The organism is Parasphingomonas puruogangriensis (assembly GCF_036663635.1).
Classification (GTDB): Bacteria; Pseudomonadota; Alphaproteobacteria; order Sphingomonadales; family Sphingomonadaceae; genus Sphingomonas.
This window is the reverse complement of the sequence record NZ_JAXOJI010000001.1, coordinates 570,369-588,358: the sequence shown is the minus strand read 5'-3', so window position 1 is coordinate 588,358 and position 17,990 is coordinate 570,369. Positions and strand designations below refer to the sequence as shown.

The window sequence follows — 17,990 nt, the reverse complement described above, 5'->3', positions numbered from 1 at the left end:
TATTCGCGGGGCCATTGACGCCATTCCCCATGCCGCCGCACGGGCGATCTCCGGGGGCGCGGACGGGAACTGCGCATCGTCTTCAATGAGGGATGTCGCATGTCGCTGTTCGGCGCAAACTGCCAGAATTCGTTCTATCTCGTGGCGTCATCCGCCCGCATGGTCCTGGGGACCGGCCCCGTGCGGGGTGCCAATGCGATGGTGCAGACGCGCCGTCTGCCGCGCCGCACCCTGATTGCGACCACCGCGATTGCCGCCACGCTGATCTGTATTGGTTGGGCTGATCGCGCCCAGGCACAGGCCGTGGACGCCTGCGGCCCGCAAGTCGACGGCAGCGTCGTCTGCGCGCCGAGCGGCAATCCCTATCCGGCTGGCATCTCCTATTTTGCGCAGCCCGCCACGCCGGGCGACGACGTGACCGATCCCGCAACCGAGGTACTGGATCTCAGCATCGCGCTGCAGAACGGCGTGGCGGTGGTGCTGCCCGATACGGCGGGCCAGTTCACCGCGGTGCGCGGCGAAGGATTTCAGGCGGCCAACGTCACGATCGATGCGGCGGCCGGCAGTAGCGTGCGGACCTATGGCGCGCGCCAGGCGGGTGTCGGCGGCGTGGTGCAGGATGGCAGCCTGCAGATCGACGCCTCCAACATCGGCACGGAAGGTTATGGCGCGCGCGGCGTCGTCGGTTTCGCCAGTGGTGACGGCGATACCGCGATCGCCGCCAGCGATGTCGCCACCAGCGGCGACTATGGCCACGGCGTGGTATCGTACAGCCTTGGCGCAGGCACAACGACGATCGATGTCGATCGGATCAGCACGTCCGGCTACAATGCCTATGGGGTCTATGCTTTCGCCACCAGCGGTGATCTGACGATCAACACAGGAAGCATCCACACAGCCGGCTACGGTGCCACCGCCATCCGGGCGAGCGGTGGCGATGCCCAGACCATCGTCGTCAGTGGCGACGTCGTCACCGACAACGGACAGGCGGGCGGAGTGCGGGCGCGGGGCGCGACGACGCTAAACGTCGTGCTTGACGGGTCGATCACCACCAGCGGCACCGCAAGCGAGGCGATCGATGCCCGGGCGTTCGGCGATGTCACGATCGCCGGTTCCGGTACGATCGCCACATCGGGCGACGAATCGAACGGCGTAACGATTTATTCGACGGCCGGCGCCGTGGTGATGGACCTCACATCGGTGACGACCAGCGGCGACGGATCGCTCGGCGTGGTGGTCTTGTCCGATACCGGGACGACGGATCTCAAGCTCGGCACGATCTCGACCAGCGGCTATGGTGCGAGCGGCGTCAGCGTGTTCACCGGCGGCGACATCACGGCCAACATCGCTTCGGTAAGTGTCACAGGCGACATGGCGGACGCCATTCGAATGACGTCTTATGGTGCGATCGATCTCACCGCGGGGGATGTCAGCGCGAGCGGCGCCTATGGGCACGGCATCCGATTGGATGGGCAGCGCGTCGCCGCGACGGTGACCGGAGAGATCAGCGTATCGGGCGATAACGACACCGCGACCGCCGCCGTCGCCATTGCTGCCGCGCCGTTCGCCTACGCGCCGGCGATCGACGGCATCGGGCTCGCCTCGCTGCATAACGACGGCACGATCATCGCCACTGGCGCGAATGTTGGCGGCGTGCTGATCCGAGGCAGTGAAGGTGTCGTCGTTTCCGGCACGGGTACGATCGAGAGCCACGGCGACTACGCGTCCGCTGTGTCCTTCGACAGCGGCGGCGCTGCCTCGATCACGCAGGGCACGATCCGTACGACGGGCGACTATGCCTTCGGCATCGTCGGCAACGCCGCCGGCGCGATCGATATCACGGTCGATACGATCGAAACCACCGGCCTGGTCGGCGACGCGGTGCGCCTGGCGCGCGCTGGCATGGCGGCGACATCGGTGGATATCGGATCGATTGCCCTGGCCGGTTACGGATCGACGGGGGTGAATATCCGCATGACGGGCGGCGCCGCCGCGACTGGCGCGATCGATGTCACGCTCGGGAAACTGCGGGCGACCGGCGATAACCAATCGGGCATCGTGGTCGACGCCGCCTATGCCGACGTCACGGCAGCGCTGGCGGACGCCGAACTCACAGGCGTCAACGGCAGCGCGGTCTATGCGCTGGGGAGCAACGCTACAGTATCGGTCGGATCGGTGCTCGGCACGGGCGATGCCGACGATACGCGTGCGCTGGTCGAGGTTAATGCGGCAAGCGGCCTGGCCGCGGTTTCGGTCGCTGATCGGATCGAAGCGCTGGGCGCGAACATGACCTCGCTCCGCGCGACCGGCGATACGGTCGTCGTCAGCGGCACGGGCAACGTGTTCGCCGCGCAGGGCGTCGGCATCTCCGTCGAAAGCCGCGGCGATGCAGCGATCGCGATCGGCCAGGCGTCGGGTGGTGGCGAGGATGGGCACGCGATCTTTGCGCGCGCGGCGGGCGATCTGGCGATCAGCGTCGACCGCGCCACCGCCACGGGCACGGGGGGGTATGGCATCGACGCACAAACCGCCGGCAACGCGGTGGTGGTGGCCGGAAGCGCCGCATCCACCGGCGATCTGGCCGATGCGATCTCGATTCGGGCGGCCGGCGACGTCACGCTCGCTGCGACGAACATCCGCACCAGCGGCTATAGCAGCTACGGAATCAACATACTGTCGCAGAACGGCAATATCGCAGTCGCGGCCAGCGATATTCTCACATCGGGTGAGCAAGGACGCGGCATTCGCGTGGAAAATCTCGGGGATGGCACGATCGATGTCACCGCCAGCAACATCACGACGACCGGCGATCATGCAAATGGCATGAGCATCATCAGCGCCGGAAGCGGCGTGGTGACGGTGAACGTGGATACCGTTGCGACCAGCGGCGATTTTTCCTCCGGCATGTCGATCCAGGCCGACAATGCGGCCGTCGTAATCAATGCCAGCGATTTCACGGCGGCCGGACAGTCTTCCCGCGCGATCGACGTCGTGGCCAGATCGATCGATTTCACGAACACCGGCACCATGATTGCCACGCGACCGGACGATTTCGTTTTTACGGGCAATGCGCAAACGCTCACGCTGCAGGCGTTCGATTCGGTTCGTGTTCGCAATGACGGAATCATCGCGGTCGATGGCGACGTATCTCAAGCGATGTATTTGCGCTCGAATGGCCAGATTGTCGTCGATTCCACCGGCACGATCCTGGTCAACGGATTTGGAGCGTCCGGCATCGGGGCGAGCTCGCTCGGCGATATCACGATCAACGTGGCCGAACTTCGGTCGGCCGGCGCCGCTATCAACAGTATATCTGCAGTCTCGCGAGGGACGGTTACGGTGAACTTGGACCGGTTCGAGGGAACCGGATCCGGCATCGGTATCCTTGCCCAGTCGTTCGGGGGCGATACCAAGATCGACGTCGGAACGATGCAATTGTCGAATGGATCGAGCATCGGCTCGCTCGTCTCTACGGGCACGACGACGTTCCAAAATCGTGGCACGATCACCAGCAACCTGACCACCACGCTGCTCGATATCTTCGCGGGCGATATTGCGACGACGTTCGATGGCGATATCATCAGCGTCGACGCGGTCCCGCAGGTTGCCGGGGGCCTGCAATATGCCATGCTATCCTTCGATACGACGGAGCCGCGCGCCTCCAACCCGCTCAGCACGTTCAATATCGATTTTACCAACAATGCCCTGATCAAGATGCAGACCAACGGATTCAGCGCCGTGAACCTGCGCTCCAACAACGACATAAATATCGACGGCACCGGCCGGGTCGAGGTGATCGGCACGTTCAACGGCGGCTATAAGCTCACCGCGCTGGGTACGATCAAGATCGATCAGGCGTCGATCACGGCTTCCGGCGCTTTCAGCTATGGTATCGAGGCAGACAGCGGCGGCGACTTCAGCTTACGAGCCGGCTCGATTACCACCGCCGGTGGAAACGCTACTGCCATCGCCGCGACGGTTGGCGGCGAGGCCAGGCTGAACGTCGGCACGATCACGACATCCGGCCGAAGGTCGAACGGGGTTACACTCGCTGCCAATGGTGCGGCCGACATCACGATCGGTCAACTCGCCACCGATGGCGAGTCCGCCAATGGCATGAATGTCAGCACGGGGGGGCCGCTAAGCGTCACGCTCGGTAGCGGATCGACCAATGGCGCGCGGTCCGACGTCGTACGCCTCGTGTCCGGCAGCGGGATCGATTTCCGCTCGACCGGCGCACTGGGCGTGTCGGGGGCCGGCAGCACTGCCGTGGTCGCGGTCTCGCCGGGCTCGATCACGATCGATGTCGACGCGATCGACGTCAGCGGCGCCGACGCACGGGCGATCGTCGCGCAGGCGGGGATCGACCTGACGGTCAAGACCAACGGCGCAATCACCTCCAGCGCGGCGCAAAGCGTGCTGCAGACCGCGGCGATCGATCTTATGGGCGGCAATAGCGCGTCACTGACCAATATCGGCGGCATTGCCACGACCGGCCTCGGCAATGCCGGCGTGTCGATCGCCAGCAATGGCATCGCCGCTTTGGCGGGCAGCGGCATGATATCGACGCTTGGCAACGATGCCACGGCGGTAGTGATTGCCGGGCAACGCGCTGCGTCGGTCAACGGCACGTCTGCGATCACGACATATGGCGATCGGTCGCTCGGCCTGCAATTGACCAGCGGCGGTGACGCACTGCTCGATATCGGCAGCGTTTCCACCTTCGGCGACGACAGCACGGCCGTGCGTGTCCGGGCTCAAGGCGATGTCGCTATCGCGATCGACAGCGTGGCGACGCGCGGTGCGCTATCCGATGGATTGGCGGTCCTCACCAACGGCTCGGCCAGCGTCGCTCTCGGTACGGTCGCGGTGTCGGGCGCCGGCTCGTACGGCGCGTTCGTCAGCGCGCTGGGTGATGCCACCCTCACCGTTGCCGACGTGACGGTGTCGGGCGATGGCGCGCGCGGGATCGAGACCTATGTCAACGGCGATGCGCTCGTCACGATCACCGGCACGGTGGCGGGCAGCGCGGATCAATTGCCCCGGCCGCAGCTTCTGCCGCTGCCCGGTGGCCGCGTGGCCGATCGGTCGCAGGCGATCATCGCCAGCGACTCGTTCGGCACCACCACGATCATCAACAACGGCACGATCGTCACCAGCGGCGCGTTCGAAGGCGGTATTGCCGCCCGCGGCTATGCCGGGGTGACCGTATCCGGCAACGGCACGATCGCGACCAGCGGCGATGGCGCGACCGGCATCTATGCTGGCGCCAACAACGATATCGCCTTGGTCGAGGTGACCAGCGTGGCCACCACCGGTGACGACGCGCGCGGCATATTCGTCCGCTCGTTCGGCGCCGCCTACGGCCTTGCCGACACGATCACGACCAGCGGTGACCGTTCGATCGGGCTGCTCGTCGAGGGGGTCAATGTGGCGGCGGCGAGCGTCGGCCAGGTCACGACGAGCGGCGCGCTGGCGCACGGCGTCGTCGCCCATGCCTACGGATCGGCCTATGCCGTGGCCGGGAACGTCACGGTCAGCGGTGCGGGCGCGATCGGGGTGGACGCATCGAGCTATCAGCAAGGCAATGCCATCGTCGTCGTCGCCGGGCAGGTCACCGCCACGGGCGGCGGCACGGCGATCGGCGCCTATGCCGCCAATGGCGAGGCACGGGTATTCGCCAACCGGGTGGTCCATGCCGGCGACAGCAACGGCATCCTGGCGATCGGCGCGACCGGCGCTACGGTCGAGTTCGGCAGCGTGGTCAGCAGCGGCAACAATGGCGGCGAGGCGATCTTCGCCGATGCGACCAGCGGCAGCACGATCGTCGATGGCACGATTGTGGTCGCCACCGGCATCAGCCGGGATGCGATCACCGCGCGCAACACGACCGGCGATGTCGGCGTGCTGGTCGGCTCGGCCGGCGCCAGCGGTCAGGGTTCGGCCGGGATCTTCGCGCAAGGGGCGGGCACCGTCTCGATCGGGGCCAACAGCGTGCGCAACGATGCCGGCGATAGCGCCGCGATCATCGCACGCGGTGCTACGGTTGCGGTCACCGTGGGGGCGGTGACCGCAACCGGCACGGGCGCGACGGCGCAATCCGCGATCGACGCGCAGGCGATCGGCGATGCCACCGTCGTGGTCGGCACCGTCGCGAGCACGGGCGGGCATGACGGGGTGCGCATCGCCGCCGGGGGCAGGGCGGCGTTGACCGTGGTGGACGGCGGGGGCGTCTTCTCGACCAGGACGGCCGTTCTGCTCGGCGGCAGCGGCAGCAATATGCTGACCAATGGCGGCACGATCCGCAGCGCCGGCGGGGTCGCGGTGCGCGCCGATGGCGGCGCCGCAACGATCGTCAATACCGGCACGATCGCCGGTGCGCTGGTGCTCACCGCCAATAATGATCGCGTGAGCAATACCGGCGATCTGTATCTCGCGTCCGGCACGAGCTTCGGCGCGGGCGACGATGAGCTCGACACGGCCGGATCATTGCTTCTCGCGGGCGACGTCGATTTCGGGGCGGGGAACGACCGGCTGGCCAATAGCGGCACGTTGCGGCTGGCGACGCTGGGCAGCAACGGCCTGCCGGTGATCGCCACCACCGCGGTGTCGCGCACGATCGGCGGATTGGAAAGCACCGCCAATAGCGGTGCGATCGATTTGCGGAACGGCATTGCTGGCGACAGGCTGGCGCTGTCTGGCGCTTTCTCCGGCACGGGCGCGAGCACGATCGGCCTGGATGTCAGCTTCGGCACCACGACGATCGCGGATCGTCTGGTGATCGCCGGCGCGGCGACGGGATCGACACGCATCGTGCTGCAGACGTCCGGCAATGCCCTGGTGCTCAACCCTGGCGTCACATTGGTGCAGGCCGGCAGCGGCACGCTCGCCGGCGCCTTCACGCTCGATCCGGCGCAGCGCGATGCCGGATTCTTCCAGCGCGGGCTGCTGTTCGACGCAGGCAATACCAGCTTCCGTCTGGTCAGCGCGCCATCGACGGGGGCGTACCGCCTGCTCAAGACCAGCGAGGGCGCCCGGACCCTCGCGCTGGAGTCGGCCGATGCCGTTTCGGCGCATCTGGCGGCAACGCGCGACAGCGAGGCAGCGGGCAGCGGCATGTGGTTCGTCGCGGGCGGGGCGGGGGCATCGCGTGACGAAACGCGCCGCTTCGCCAGCTTCGGCTTCGGCCAGACGGCGGATCTGGGGTACAAGCAGGACGGCTTCAGCGGGCAATACGGCGTAGATGTGACCCGTGGTGGCGCGACGTTCGGCATCACCGGCGGCTATGCCAATTCGGTGCTCGGCTTCGATCGCAGCGCCGATCGGATCGAGTATGACGCCTATAATATCGGCCTGTACGGCGCGCTGCGCAGTGGACCGCTATTCGCCAATGTGCTGGGCAAATACGATCGCTACGATCTCGACGTGCGGGTCGCCGGCGAGCGGGGTGATACCGATGCCGATGGCTTCTCCGCGCGTGGCGAGGCGGGGCTGCGTGTCGCCGGGGGCAACTTCTTCGTCGAGCCGGCGGTGAAGGTCAGTTGGGCGACGACGCGCATCGACACGCTGCCGCTGATCGCGACGCTGGACTTCGACGATCGCCGTGGCTGGACCGGCGCAGCGGGCGTGCGCTTCGGCGGCGGCGTTGCCGTCGGCGCGGCGCGGGCCACGCTGTACGGCGCGGCCGATTACGTCCGGACGTTCGATGCCGATCAAGGCGTGATCTTCTCGACCGGTGCCACGAGCCTGTCGGTCGGGGACACTCATCTGCCCGATTATGCCATCGGCAAGCTCGGGCTGACGATTGACCATGGGGCGGTAAGCGGCTTCATCGAAGGCACCGGCCGCTATTCGGACGAGTATCGCGGATTTGGTGGTCGCGCGGGAATGCGTATCCGTTTTTGACGGAGTGCGGCGCGCACGCCATCGCGCTCGGGTGTGACAAAGCCCGAGCGGATGACCTGGCTTGGCTCGGCTAGCGCCCGATCTTCATCAAACCGGCGCTGTGATCTGACCAATGCGATAGGGGCCAGCGCGTGCCGCGAGCGGGGCGCCCTTCCAGCTCAGGCGCACCAGTCCTTCCGCGACCAACTCGTCGACCGCAGCGTGAACGATGGGCATGAACTCCCGCCAATTGGTGCCGGGTGCGCCAGTTTGCGGTGGGGCGGCCAATGCGCGCGCCACCTCGCTAGGACAGATCGTGGCGCCGTGTGCACGGCAGCTGAGCAACGCCAGCGTCGCGTCTCGCGCGCTCGGTTCGGCCGTCCCCATTCCCGGACCGCTCATAGCATCTCGAGCGGGCGCCGGCGATTTGGCCGCGGGAATGCTCCATCGAGTGCAGCGAGATCCGCTTCGGACAGAACGAGGTCAGCGGCGGCGCGGTTCTCCTGCACATGCGCCACTGTGCCGGCCTTGGGGATCGCGATGATGTTCCCGCGCTGCATCGACCATGCCAGCGCCACCTGCGCCGCCGTGGCATTGATCGTATCGGCGATCTTGGCGAGCGACGGATTGGCCAGGAGCCGGCCCTGCTCGACTGGACTATAGGCCATTGCGGGCATGGCATGATCGCTCAACCACTCAAGCAGGTCGTGCTCGGCACCCCGGCGGGTGAGGTTGTAAAGGATCTGGTTGGTCGCACAGTTGCGGCCGCCAGCGGCGCGTAGTTCGACCATGTCATCGGTATCGAGATTGCTAACGCCCCAGTGACGGATTTTGCCCGCCGACAGCAGCGCCTCCATCGCTTCCACCGTCTCCCCAAGTGGCACCGATCCGCGCCAGTGCAGGAGATACAGGTCGAGGCGATCGGTGCCGAGCCGCTTCAGGCTGGCTTCGCAAGCGGTGGCCAGCCGCTGGTGCGATACGTTCTGCGGATAGGCCTTGCTCACCAGAAACAGCGCGTCGCGCACATCGCCGAGCGCCTCGGCGATTAACGTTTCGGCGGCTCCCTCCCCATACATTTCTGCAGTATCGATCAGCGTCATCCCCTGTTCGACGCCAGCACGCAGCGCCGCGATCTCGGCGGCCCGGCGGTCGTGCCGCTCGCCCATCATCCACGTGCCTTGCCCCAGCGCGGGCACCTTCTCGCCATCAGGCAGCGTCACGGTCTTCATCGTTCGTCTCGCGACTAGAGTTGATCGCTATGCAACTCCGGGCCAGCGATTGTGGCGCGTTGCCACGTGAATTAAATCGCCGTCGCACCCGGACCATAGTTTAGTCCCACTCGCCGAAAGTTGCGTCGCCACTTGACCTACAGCTCTGCCGGTCTCCCGGATGTTCGCATGTGCCCGAAGGCGCCGGTCTGGAATTGGCCCAACGAACCGGATTTGCTGATTGCTGACCGCGACCCACCACTTGGCCTATTTTCGCTGGCATGCGACACGAGGTGTTCAGGTTTTCAGTCTAGGATGGGCACTTCGCTGAAGGGCGGCATGCAAGGATCATCGATGCGCTTACCCCCGCTTTTCCGCCTGCTCTTGCTCGGTATCGCCGCCAGCGTCCTGGTCTCGGCGCCGGCAGCCGCAAGCTCTCCCGAGCTCATCGGGCTTGAGCACCAGCTGACCATGCTGGTAGCGCAACGCCCCGGGGAATACGGCATTGCTGCGCTCGACCTGCGGGATGGCTCGATCGTCGCCATCAACGGCGGCACCGCGTTTCCGATGGCCAGCACGGTCAAGCTGGCCATCGCAGCGACCTATCTCGCCGAGGTGGATCAAGGACGACGCAGCCTCGGCGACCTGATATCGGGCCGCACCGCCGCCAAAGCGCTGGAGCTGATGATCGTTCGGAGCGACAATCATGCGACCGATCAGCTGCTTGCCACCGTTGGCGGCCCCGTCGCGGTCCAGCAGTGGCTTTTGTCGCAAAAGATCACGGGTATGCGCGTAGACCGGACGATAGCGCAGCTGCTGCGAGAGCGCGGCCACCTTGCCGACAGCCAGGATGTCGCCACGCCGGTGGCCATGGTCGCTTTATTGTCCAGGCTCGATAACGGCACGGTGCTGACCGCTCAAAGCCGCATCTTTCTATTGGACCTGATGCGCCGATGCGAGACGGGCACGCGCCGTATCCGCGCGCTGCTTCCGGCGGGCACTTTGGTGGAAGACAAGACAGGCACCCTTGATGGTGTCACCAACGACGTGGGGTTCATTACCATGCCCGACGGCCGCCGCGTGGCGGTCGCGGTGTTCGCCCGGGGCGGACGCGATCGCCAGCCCGTAATCGCTGAGGTCTCACGCATGATCTACGACCGCTTTGCCGATAGCGCCCGCAACGCCCTTGCTCTGTTCATGCGAATGCGGTGACCAGCCCGGTTTATTGCGCTTCTGCTAAACGCCGCCAGCCTGCCGCGCCATCGCGGATCTCGGCTAGATAGAATAGCTGCGTTTCCCTGCGCTGCCGCGACGTCATGCCCTGTGCTCCCTATCTAGGCAGCATAGGCAGACCGTCGTCGCGAAGCTGCGACAACCGCCAGCACCAGGAGCACATCATGAAAAAGATCGGATTTCTCTCCTTCGGTCATTGGTCGTCAGCGCCGCAATCGGGGACGCGATCCGCGTCGGATGTTTTGCTGCAGTCGATCGAGCTTGCTGTCGCCGCCGAGGAGCTGGGCGCGGACGGCGCGTATTTCCGCGTCCATCACTTCGCACAGCAACTCGCGTCGCCTTTTCCGCTGCTTGCCGCGGTCGGCGCCCGGACCAGCCGGATCGAGATCGGCACTGGCGTGATCGACATGCGCTATGAAAACCCTTTTTATATGGCAGAAGACGCCGGATCGGCCGATTTGATCAGCGGCGGCCGCCTGCAACTCGGGATCAGCCGCGGCTCGCCCGAGCAGGTGATCGAGGGCTGGCGTCACTTCGGCTATGCGCCGGCCGAGGGCGAGAGCGATGCGGATATGGGCCGTCGCCACGCCGAGGTCTTTCTCGATCTGCTGAAGGGCGAGGGGTTCGCCCAGCCCAGCCCGCGACCGATGTTCCCCAACCCGCCGGGCCTGCTCCGCATCGAACCCCACTCCGCCGGGTTGCGCGAGCGCATCTGGTGGGGCTCGTCGTCGAATGCCACCGCAGTGTGGGCGGCGCAGCATGGCATGAACTTGCAGAGCTCGACGCTGAAGGCGGACGAGAGCGGGGAGCCGCTGCATATCCAGCAGGCCAAGCAGATCCGGCTCTACCGCGACGCCTGGAAAGCCGCCGGGCACGACTGGACGCCGCGAGTCTCGATCTCGCGCTCGATCTTCGCGCTGATGAACGATCGGGATCGTGCCTATTTCGGGCGCGGCGACAGCAGCGATCAGATCGGTGTGATCGACAATATGCGGGCGGTGTTCGGCCGCTCCTATGCCGCCGAGCCCGAGCGCTTGATCGAGCAACTCCGCGCTGACGAGGGCATTGCGGAGGCAGACACGCTGCTGCTCACGGTACCGAACCAGCTCGGGGTCGACTATAACGCCCATGTGCTCGATTCCGTCCTGACCCACGTAGCGCCTGCGCTGGGGTGGCGCTGATCCCCGAACCATCCGCCAGTCCCAGTCCTTCCTGCGCGTCGCACTGGCATTGGCGGATGGGGTACCAGACAGGTGGAGTTGGTACTGGCTCGGAAAGCGCTACGTTGGGCGGCATGAGCATGGACGTGATCAACCAGAGCACACGGGCAGCGATCCTGCGCCTGACAATAGCCGAGCGGGAATGCCTGAAGCGCTGTCTGAACCACCAGACTGCCAAGCAGATGGCCCTGGATCTTGGTATCTCTCCTCACGCTGTGGAGAAGCGCTTGAAGATGGCCCGCGCCAAGCTGGGCCTGTCCTCATCGCTCGAAGCGGCGAAGCTGGTGGAGTCGCTAGAGCGGTCCGGTCGGCTGGGACCCGGCGCGTCGGAGCTTCCGCCGCGCCATGCTGAGGGCGATGAGTGCGGCTCCGTTGCCGCCCCGCGAAACGAGACCGCGCGGATCACATGGCGGCATCAGCTTTATGTGGTCTCAGGAGCAATGCTAATGAGCTTTTTCGCCGCAGCCGCGTTGATACTTTGGGTTCAGTCTGGCGCCGTCGAGGGACGGGCAAGCCCATCGGCAAGAGTGCCGTCGGCACCGTCAGTCGCACCCGACGCCGTGCCGACGGCCGGCACCGAGGCCGCCCTGCGGCGCCTTGTCGCTGGCCTGGCGAGCGGTGCGCCAGACTATGACAAGCTCGCTCCGCGGTTCGCCGAAGTCGTCCGTGGCGATCTGCCCATGACGCATCCCATGTTCAAATCGCTCGGCGAGCTGAAATCGGTCACCTTCCGCGGGCGTGGCATGATGGGCGACGACGCCTACACTCTGGTGTTCGCCAATGGCGAGGTATTGATGTCGGCCGCGCTCGACGGCGAAGGCCGGATGGCCGGCGGCATTCTCCAACCAGGGGGAAAACTCCCGGGGCGGTGACCGCGGAGGCCACCGGCGCCAGCCGCCGACAACAGCCGTTACCGGATGAACGAATGGTCGGGGTCGGAAAGCGGGCAGGGGCGCCGGATGTCCGCAACGTGACCTCGGCAGTGTACCCCATGCAGATCAGCGGCTCGGCGATGGAACCGTCATTGTGCCAAGAGGATCGAACGGCTGATCGGCACCCGCTTCCGTAAAGCGTCGACATCATAGCGCTCGCTGCCAAAACGATATCGACGGAACGTGCCAGAGCGTGCAGGAGGCCGTCTCGACCTTCAACGAGGACCGCTTCCGGCATGAACGGCCAAACCATCATCGCCGCGAACGAAGCCGAGCGCATGGCGGCGGTCAGGCGCTACGACATCCTCGACACGCCACCCGACGGGGCGTTCGACCGCATCACCGCGCTGGCGGCGCGTCGCTTCGGTGTGCCCATCTCGATCATCAGCATCGTCGACGAGCATCGGATATGGTTCAAGTCGCACCACGGCGTGCCGGTAAGCGAGATCGGCCGGGATCCCGGGCTGTGCGCTTCGGCCATCCTCGGCGACGTGCCACATATATTGAGCGACGCCAGCGTCGATCCACGCTCGCTCGCGAACCCTTTGGTCGCCGGTGAGTTCGGCCTGCGCTTCTATGCGGGGGTGCCGCTGACCAGCAGCGACGGCTATAATCTTGGCACCTTGTGCGTCATCGACACGGCAGCCCGCCCGATCGAGGAGGCGCAGATCGAGGACCTCAAGGACCTCGCCTCGGTAGTGATGGACCAGATGGAGCTGCAGCTTTCGGCCCGCCGCGCGCTGGGCCAGGCTGAGTTGATGGCCAAGGAAATCGATCATCGGGTGATGAACAGCCTCCAATTCGTCTCGGGCCTATTGCTGATGCAAAGCCGCTCACCGGATGTCGGCGAGGCAGCGTCGCATTTGAAAATTGCGGCGAACCGCGTTGCGGCGGTGGCGCAGGTCCATCGCCATTTCTACGCCGGCGACGCGACCGAAACCTCTTGCATTACCTTCTTGCGCCGGTTGTGTAACGATTTGGCCTCGATTGTCGGTCGTGAAGTCGAGGTCGATGGCGACGAGGGTAACGTGCCCACGACGCTGATCCAGCCGATTGGATTACTCGTCAACGAGTTGGTGACCAATGCCGCCAAGCACGGCAGGGGCACGATCTCCGTAAGCTATCGCCGCACCGTGGGTGATCAAATTCTCTCGGTCTGCGACGAAGGCGACGGGCTGCCACCGGGTTTCGATCCGACCGCGATCGATGGTAGCCTCGGCATGCGGGTGATTACATCGTTGACCCGGCAACTCGACGGCACGTTTTGCGCTGCGGCGCGCGCGGGCGGGCCCGGAGCGTGTTTCAGTGTGAGGTTACCGGACAGCCGTGGGCTTGCATAGACCGCTGCGATCACGACTGCATCTCACAGAGGCTCGAAGGGTAGGGTTCGCGGACGGTCAGACGCGGTCGGGATCGACAAGTTGATGGATGGCGGAATCAACGACGCATCCGTCTTGTTCATATCCTGACAGTCGCTGCGCGCCGTACGAGACATGGACCTCATGTCGAACCGGGCCGGATGGATCCAAAACGACGAGGCTCATCCGGAAAGGGCTGGCGCTTCTCAGACGGACGCCACTCAATCAATCGATCCGATAATATACATTATGTTAAATTGAGTCATCATCCGCTGCGGGGCCGGCGCTGTCCGTAGTCGAGCCCCCTTTCGGTTCCAGCACCAGCACATTGCCTTCGACGCGCCACGATTTGAGCCGCGACAGGAAGTTCATGCCGAGCACATCGGTGTCGCCGAATGCCGGCGACACGACCACGCCGATATCTTCCGCATGGATGCCCCCGATATCGAGCGTCTTGGCGGTCGCGTGCCGCGCGCTGATCGTGCCGTTGGCGGTGTTGAGCAGCGTGTTGAACGCCTCCTCGTCGAGGTCGAGTCCGGCGGCGGTCGCCGTGCCGGTCGAAATCGCCGTCGTCGTCGCGCCGCTGTCGATCAGCATGCGGCGCTCGGCGCCGTTGAGCACGACATTGGCCCAGAAATGCCCGTCCTCGCTTTTGCGGATCCTGACCGTCGTGCCGGAGACGGATTGATCGCTGATCCCCAGCGTATCGCCGAGCGAGCGGAACGCCGGCGCCACGCGCTCCCAATTGCCCACCGCCAGGATCAGCACGGCGAAGATCGCCACCCAGCCCAGCGCCATCTTGACCATGCTGCCGACCGGCAGCCGTCGCGCCATCAGCGCGGACAATGGCAGGACCAGCATCAACAGCAGATAGGCAAAGCCGGGTCCGTCACTCATGCGCTCAGCTCCAACCCGTCATAGCCGGGTTCGACACCCGGCGGCAGTTCGCCGATCAATGTGGCATAATCCATCGACTGGTCCATATGGATCAGCGCCGATCGCCCCGGCCGCAACTGTTCGATCCACCGCAGCACCTCGGACAATTCGGGATGCGACGGATGCGGAAAGCGTCGCAGCGCATCCACTACCCAGATATCGAGGCCCTGATACAGGTTTCGCATATCATTGGTTAAAATATTGAAATCGGTGGCATATCCGATCGATGCCGCGCCGCAGTCGAAGCGCAGCCCAGCGGAAAAGATGCTGCCATGCGGTTGATCGACGACGCGGATGTCGATGTCGCCGATGCGCAGCGCGTCGGGCAATGGCACGCCGTCGACGGTCGGCAGATAGCCGGCGCGGCCGTTGAACACATAGGCAAAGCGGTCGTTGAGCTGCGCCAAGGTCGCCGGTCGCGCGAAGCCGGCGACGGGGCGGCCGCGGGCATGATAGATTTGCCGCAGATCGTCGATGCCGTGGCAATGATCGGCATGGTCGTGCGTCCAGATCACCGCGTCGACGTCGCCGACATCCGCGGCGAGCAATTGCTCGCGCAGATCGGGGCTGGTGTCGATCAGAATGCGCGTCGTGGCGGTCTCGACGATCGCCGAGGCCCGCGTGCGGCGGTTGCGCGGGTTATTGGGGTCGCAAGCGCCCCAATCATTGCCGATACGCGGCACACCGGACGAGGTGCCCGAACCGAGGAGGCGGATTTTCAAAGGCCCTACCCTAATTGCGTCACCCCAGCGAAAGCTGGGGTCTCGTGCGGCTCCTGTCCCGCACATGCCGCTTGAGATCCCAGCTGTCGCTGGGATGACGGACGATCATATTGCTCACCGAACCGTCTTGTTAAACAAGCGGTGGAAATTATGCGCCGTCGCCTCAGTCAATTCCTCGACACTCTCCCCGCGCAACTGCGCCAGGAACGCCGCCGTATCCGCCACGAATGCCGGCTCGCCGGTCTTCCCGCGATGCGGCACGGGCGCCAAAAACGGCGCATCGGTCTCGATTAGCAGCCGATCGAGCGGTAGCCGCGCCGCCGTCTCCTGCAGGTCCTTGGCATTCTTGAACGTCACGATACCCGAAATGGAAATGTAGAAACCGAGCTCGAGCGCGATATCGGCAAAGGCCCCGCTGGCGGTGAAACAGTGGATCACGCCGGGGAAAGCCCCCTTCCCCAGCTCTTCCCGCAAGATCGTCGCCGTATCGTCCTCGGCGTCGCGCGTGTGGACCACAATCGGCAGCTGCGTCTCGCGGCACGCGGCGAGATGCGCGCGAAAGCTGGCCTGCTGGCGCGCGCGGTCGCTATGCTCGTAATAATAATCGAGCCCGCTCTCGCCGATGCCGACCACGCGGCGGTGCTGCGCGCGCTCGATCAGCTTGGCGGTGTCGATATGCGGATGCTTGTCCGCCTCGTGCGGGTGGATGCCGACGGTGGCCCACACGTCCGCCTCGCGCTCGGCGGTGGCGAGCACGTCATCCCATTCGCTTTCGCGCGTCGCGATGTTGAGCATCGCGGTGACGCCGCGGGCCCGGGCGCGTTCGAGCACCGCCTGCTGATCCTCGGCCAAGCCCTTGTAATTGAGGTGACAATGGCTGTCGGCGAGCATCAGCTGGGCTCCACCGGCAGATCGAGCCGCGGGAACACGCCCTGCGGCGCCGGCAGCGTAATGCCGGCCTGGAGCGGCACCGCCAGCGCAGCAAAATCGCGCGCGTCGGGCGCTTGGGCGAGCAGATCGAGCAGCTTGTCGGCGCTCGCGGGCACCACCCACCGCACGAGAATGGCCAGTTGCCGCACCACTTCGGCGGTATAATACAGCACACCATCGGCGCGCGCCGGTTCGGTCTTGCGCAACGCCCAGGGCGCCATTTCGGCGAAATAGCCATTGGCGATGCGCACGCCCTCCCAGATCGCCTCGAGCGCTTCGTTGAGCTTGAGATCGGCCATCAGTTCCGTGACATGACCGAGTATGTCCCCAAGATGAGGCGCCTGGGTATCGACGGTATCCGCTGGCACCACGCCGTCGCAATTCTTGGCAATGATCGACAGGCAGCGCTGCGCGAGATTGCCGAGCCCATTGGCCAGATCGGCATTGGCGCGGGTGACGATCGCCTCGGCCGAATAGGATCCGTCCTGCCCGAAACTGACTTCGCGCAGCAGGAAGTAGCGCAGTGGATCGACGCCGAACGTCTCGGCGAGCGCAATCGGATCGACCACGTTGCCGATCGACTTGGACATCTTCTCGCCGCGGTGCAGCAGGAAGCCATGGCCATACACCGTCTTGGGCAGCGCCAGCTTCGCAGAGAGCAGGAAAGCCGGCCAGTAAACCGCATGAAAACGCACGATATCCTTGCCGATCAGGTGCAGATCGGCCGGCCACCACTGGGCCAGTTCATCGGCCTTGTCAGGATAGCCCGCGCCGGTGAGATAATTGGTCAGCGCATCGACCCATACATACATCACATGCCCATCGCTGCCCGGCACCTTGACGCCCCAATCGAAGCTGGTGCGCGACACGGAGAGGTCCATCAGCCCGCCCTCGATGAACTTGGTCACCTCGTTGCGGCGGCTCTCCGGGCGGATGAAATCGGGATTGGCGGCGATATGATCGAGCAATGGTTGCTGGTATTTCGACAGGCGGAAGAACCAGCTTTCCTCGGCGGTCCATTCGACCGGCGTACCCTGCGGGGAAAGTTTCCGCCCCTCTTCCTCGCGCAATTCCTTCTCTTCGTAAAAGGCTTCGTCGCGGACCGAATACCAGCCTTCGTAGCGGCTGAGATACAGGTCGTCATTGGCCGCCATGGCCTGCCAGATCGCCTGGCTGGCCTGGTGGTGGGCAGGCTCCGTGGTGCGAATGAAGCGATCATAACTGATGTTCAGCGCGTCATCCATGGCACGGAAATAGCCCGACATTTCCGCGGCGAGATCGGCCACGGCCACGCCCTTGTCGCGCGCCGCCTGGACCATCTTCAGGCCATGTTCGTCAGTGCCGGTCTGGAAGCGCACGTCGCGCCCGGCCTGGCGCTGGAAACGGGCGATCGCGTCGGCGGCGATCGCTTCATAGGCGTGGCCGATATGCGGGCGGCCATTGGGATAGCTGATCGCGGTGGTGATGTAATAGGGGTCCATGAAGGCGGCTGTAGCGTGCTTTGGTGGGGGTTGGAACCACCCGAACTGCCCTCCACTCCATCGTCATCCTGAACTTGTTTCAGGAT

General features: G+C 65.1%; 11 protein-coding genes. 5 read left to right on the top strand and 6 right to left on the bottom strand.

What is annotated here, in order from left to right; all coding sequences use genetic code 11:
• The first annotated feature begins 99 nt into the window (after positions 1-99).
• Entirely contained in the window at positions 100-7,905 is a 7,806-nt protein-coding gene (locus U1739_RS03020; RefSeq protein WP_332703845.1) for a pectate lyase-fold domain-containing protein, read from the top strand.
• Between the two features lie 87 nt (positions 7,906-7,992).
• Here the strand turns inward: U1739_RS03020 and U1739_RS03015 are convergent, their stop codons facing one another.
• Positions 7,993-8,271, bottom strand: coding sequence for a DUF3253 domain-containing protein (locus U1739_RS03015; protein ID WP_332703843.1), 279 nt, complete (start codon positions 8,269-8,271; stop codon positions 7,993-7,995).
• A gap of 11 nt (positions 8,272-8,282) precedes the next feature.
• Complete coding sequence (locus U1739_RS03010; protein ID WP_332703841.1) at positions 8,283-9,113, bottom strand: aldo/keto reductase; 831 nt, start codon at positions 9,111-9,113, stop codon at positions 8,283-8,285.
• Positions 9,114-9,281: 168 nt separating this feature from the next.
• Here U1739_RS03010 and U1739_RS03005 point away from each other — a divergent pair, with 168 nt between their 5' ends.
• The 4 genes from U1739_RS03005 (at position 9,282) to U1739_RS02990 (ending at position 13,817) form a co-directional block, all read left to right on the top strand.
• Complete coding sequence (locus U1739_RS03005; protein ID WP_332703839.1) at positions 9,282-10,304, top strand: serine hydrolase; 1,023 nt, start codon at positions 9,282-9,284, stop codon at positions 10,302-10,304.
• A gap of 185 nt (positions 10,305-10,489) precedes the next feature.
• Entirely contained in the window at positions 10,490-11,506 is a 1,017-nt protein-coding gene (locus U1739_RS03000; RefSeq protein ID WP_332703837.1) for an LLM class flavin-dependent oxidoreductase, read from the top strand.
• A gap of 119 nt (positions 11,507-11,625) precedes the next feature.
• On the top strand, positions 11,626-12,417 hold the full coding sequence (locus tag U1739_RS02995; RefSeq protein ID WP_332703835.1) for a helix-turn-helix transcriptional regulator: 792 nt from the start codon (positions 11,626-11,628) through the stop codon (positions 12,415-12,417).
• A gap of 296 nt (positions 12,418-12,713) precedes the next feature.
• Complete coding sequence (locus U1739_RS02990) at positions 12,714-13,817, top strand: sensor histidine kinase (RefSeq protein WP_332703833.1); 1,104 nt, start codon at positions 12,714-12,716, stop codon at positions 13,815-13,817.
• 270 nt (positions 13,818-14,087) lie between these two features.
• On the opposite strand, the gene U1739_RS02985 is transcribed toward U1739_RS02990, so the two are convergent.
• The 4 genes from U1739_RS02985 to metG form a co-directional block, all read right to left on the bottom strand.
• Positions 14,088-14,732 (bottom strand): retropepsin-like aspartic protease family protein, encoded by a 645-nt coding sequence (locus U1739_RS02985; protein WP_332703831.1) that lies wholly within the window; start codon positions 14,730-14,732, stop codon positions 14,088-14,090.
• A complete protein-coding gene (locus U1739_RS02980) occupies positions 14,729-15,493 on the bottom strand; it encodes an MBL fold metallo-hydrolase (RefSeq protein WP_332703829.1) in 765 nt (254 codons plus the stop codon). Before U1739_RS02980 ends, U1739_RS02985 begins: the two co-directional genes overlap by 4 nt.
• Positions 15,494-15,607: 114 nt before the next feature.
• Positions 15,608-16,384, bottom strand: coding sequence for a TatD family hydrolase (locus U1739_RS02975; protein WP_332703827.1), 777 nt, complete (start codon positions 16,382-16,384; stop codon positions 15,608-15,610).
• Positions 16,384-17,904, bottom strand: a complete 1,521-nt coding sequence (metG, locus tag U1739_RS02970; RefSeq protein ID WP_332703825.1) for a methionine--tRNA ligase — start codon at positions 17,902-17,904, stop codon at positions 16,384-16,386. Before metG ends, U1739_RS02975 begins: the two co-directional genes overlap by 1 nt.
• Between the last annotated feature and the right edge of the window lie 86 nt (positions 17,905-17,990).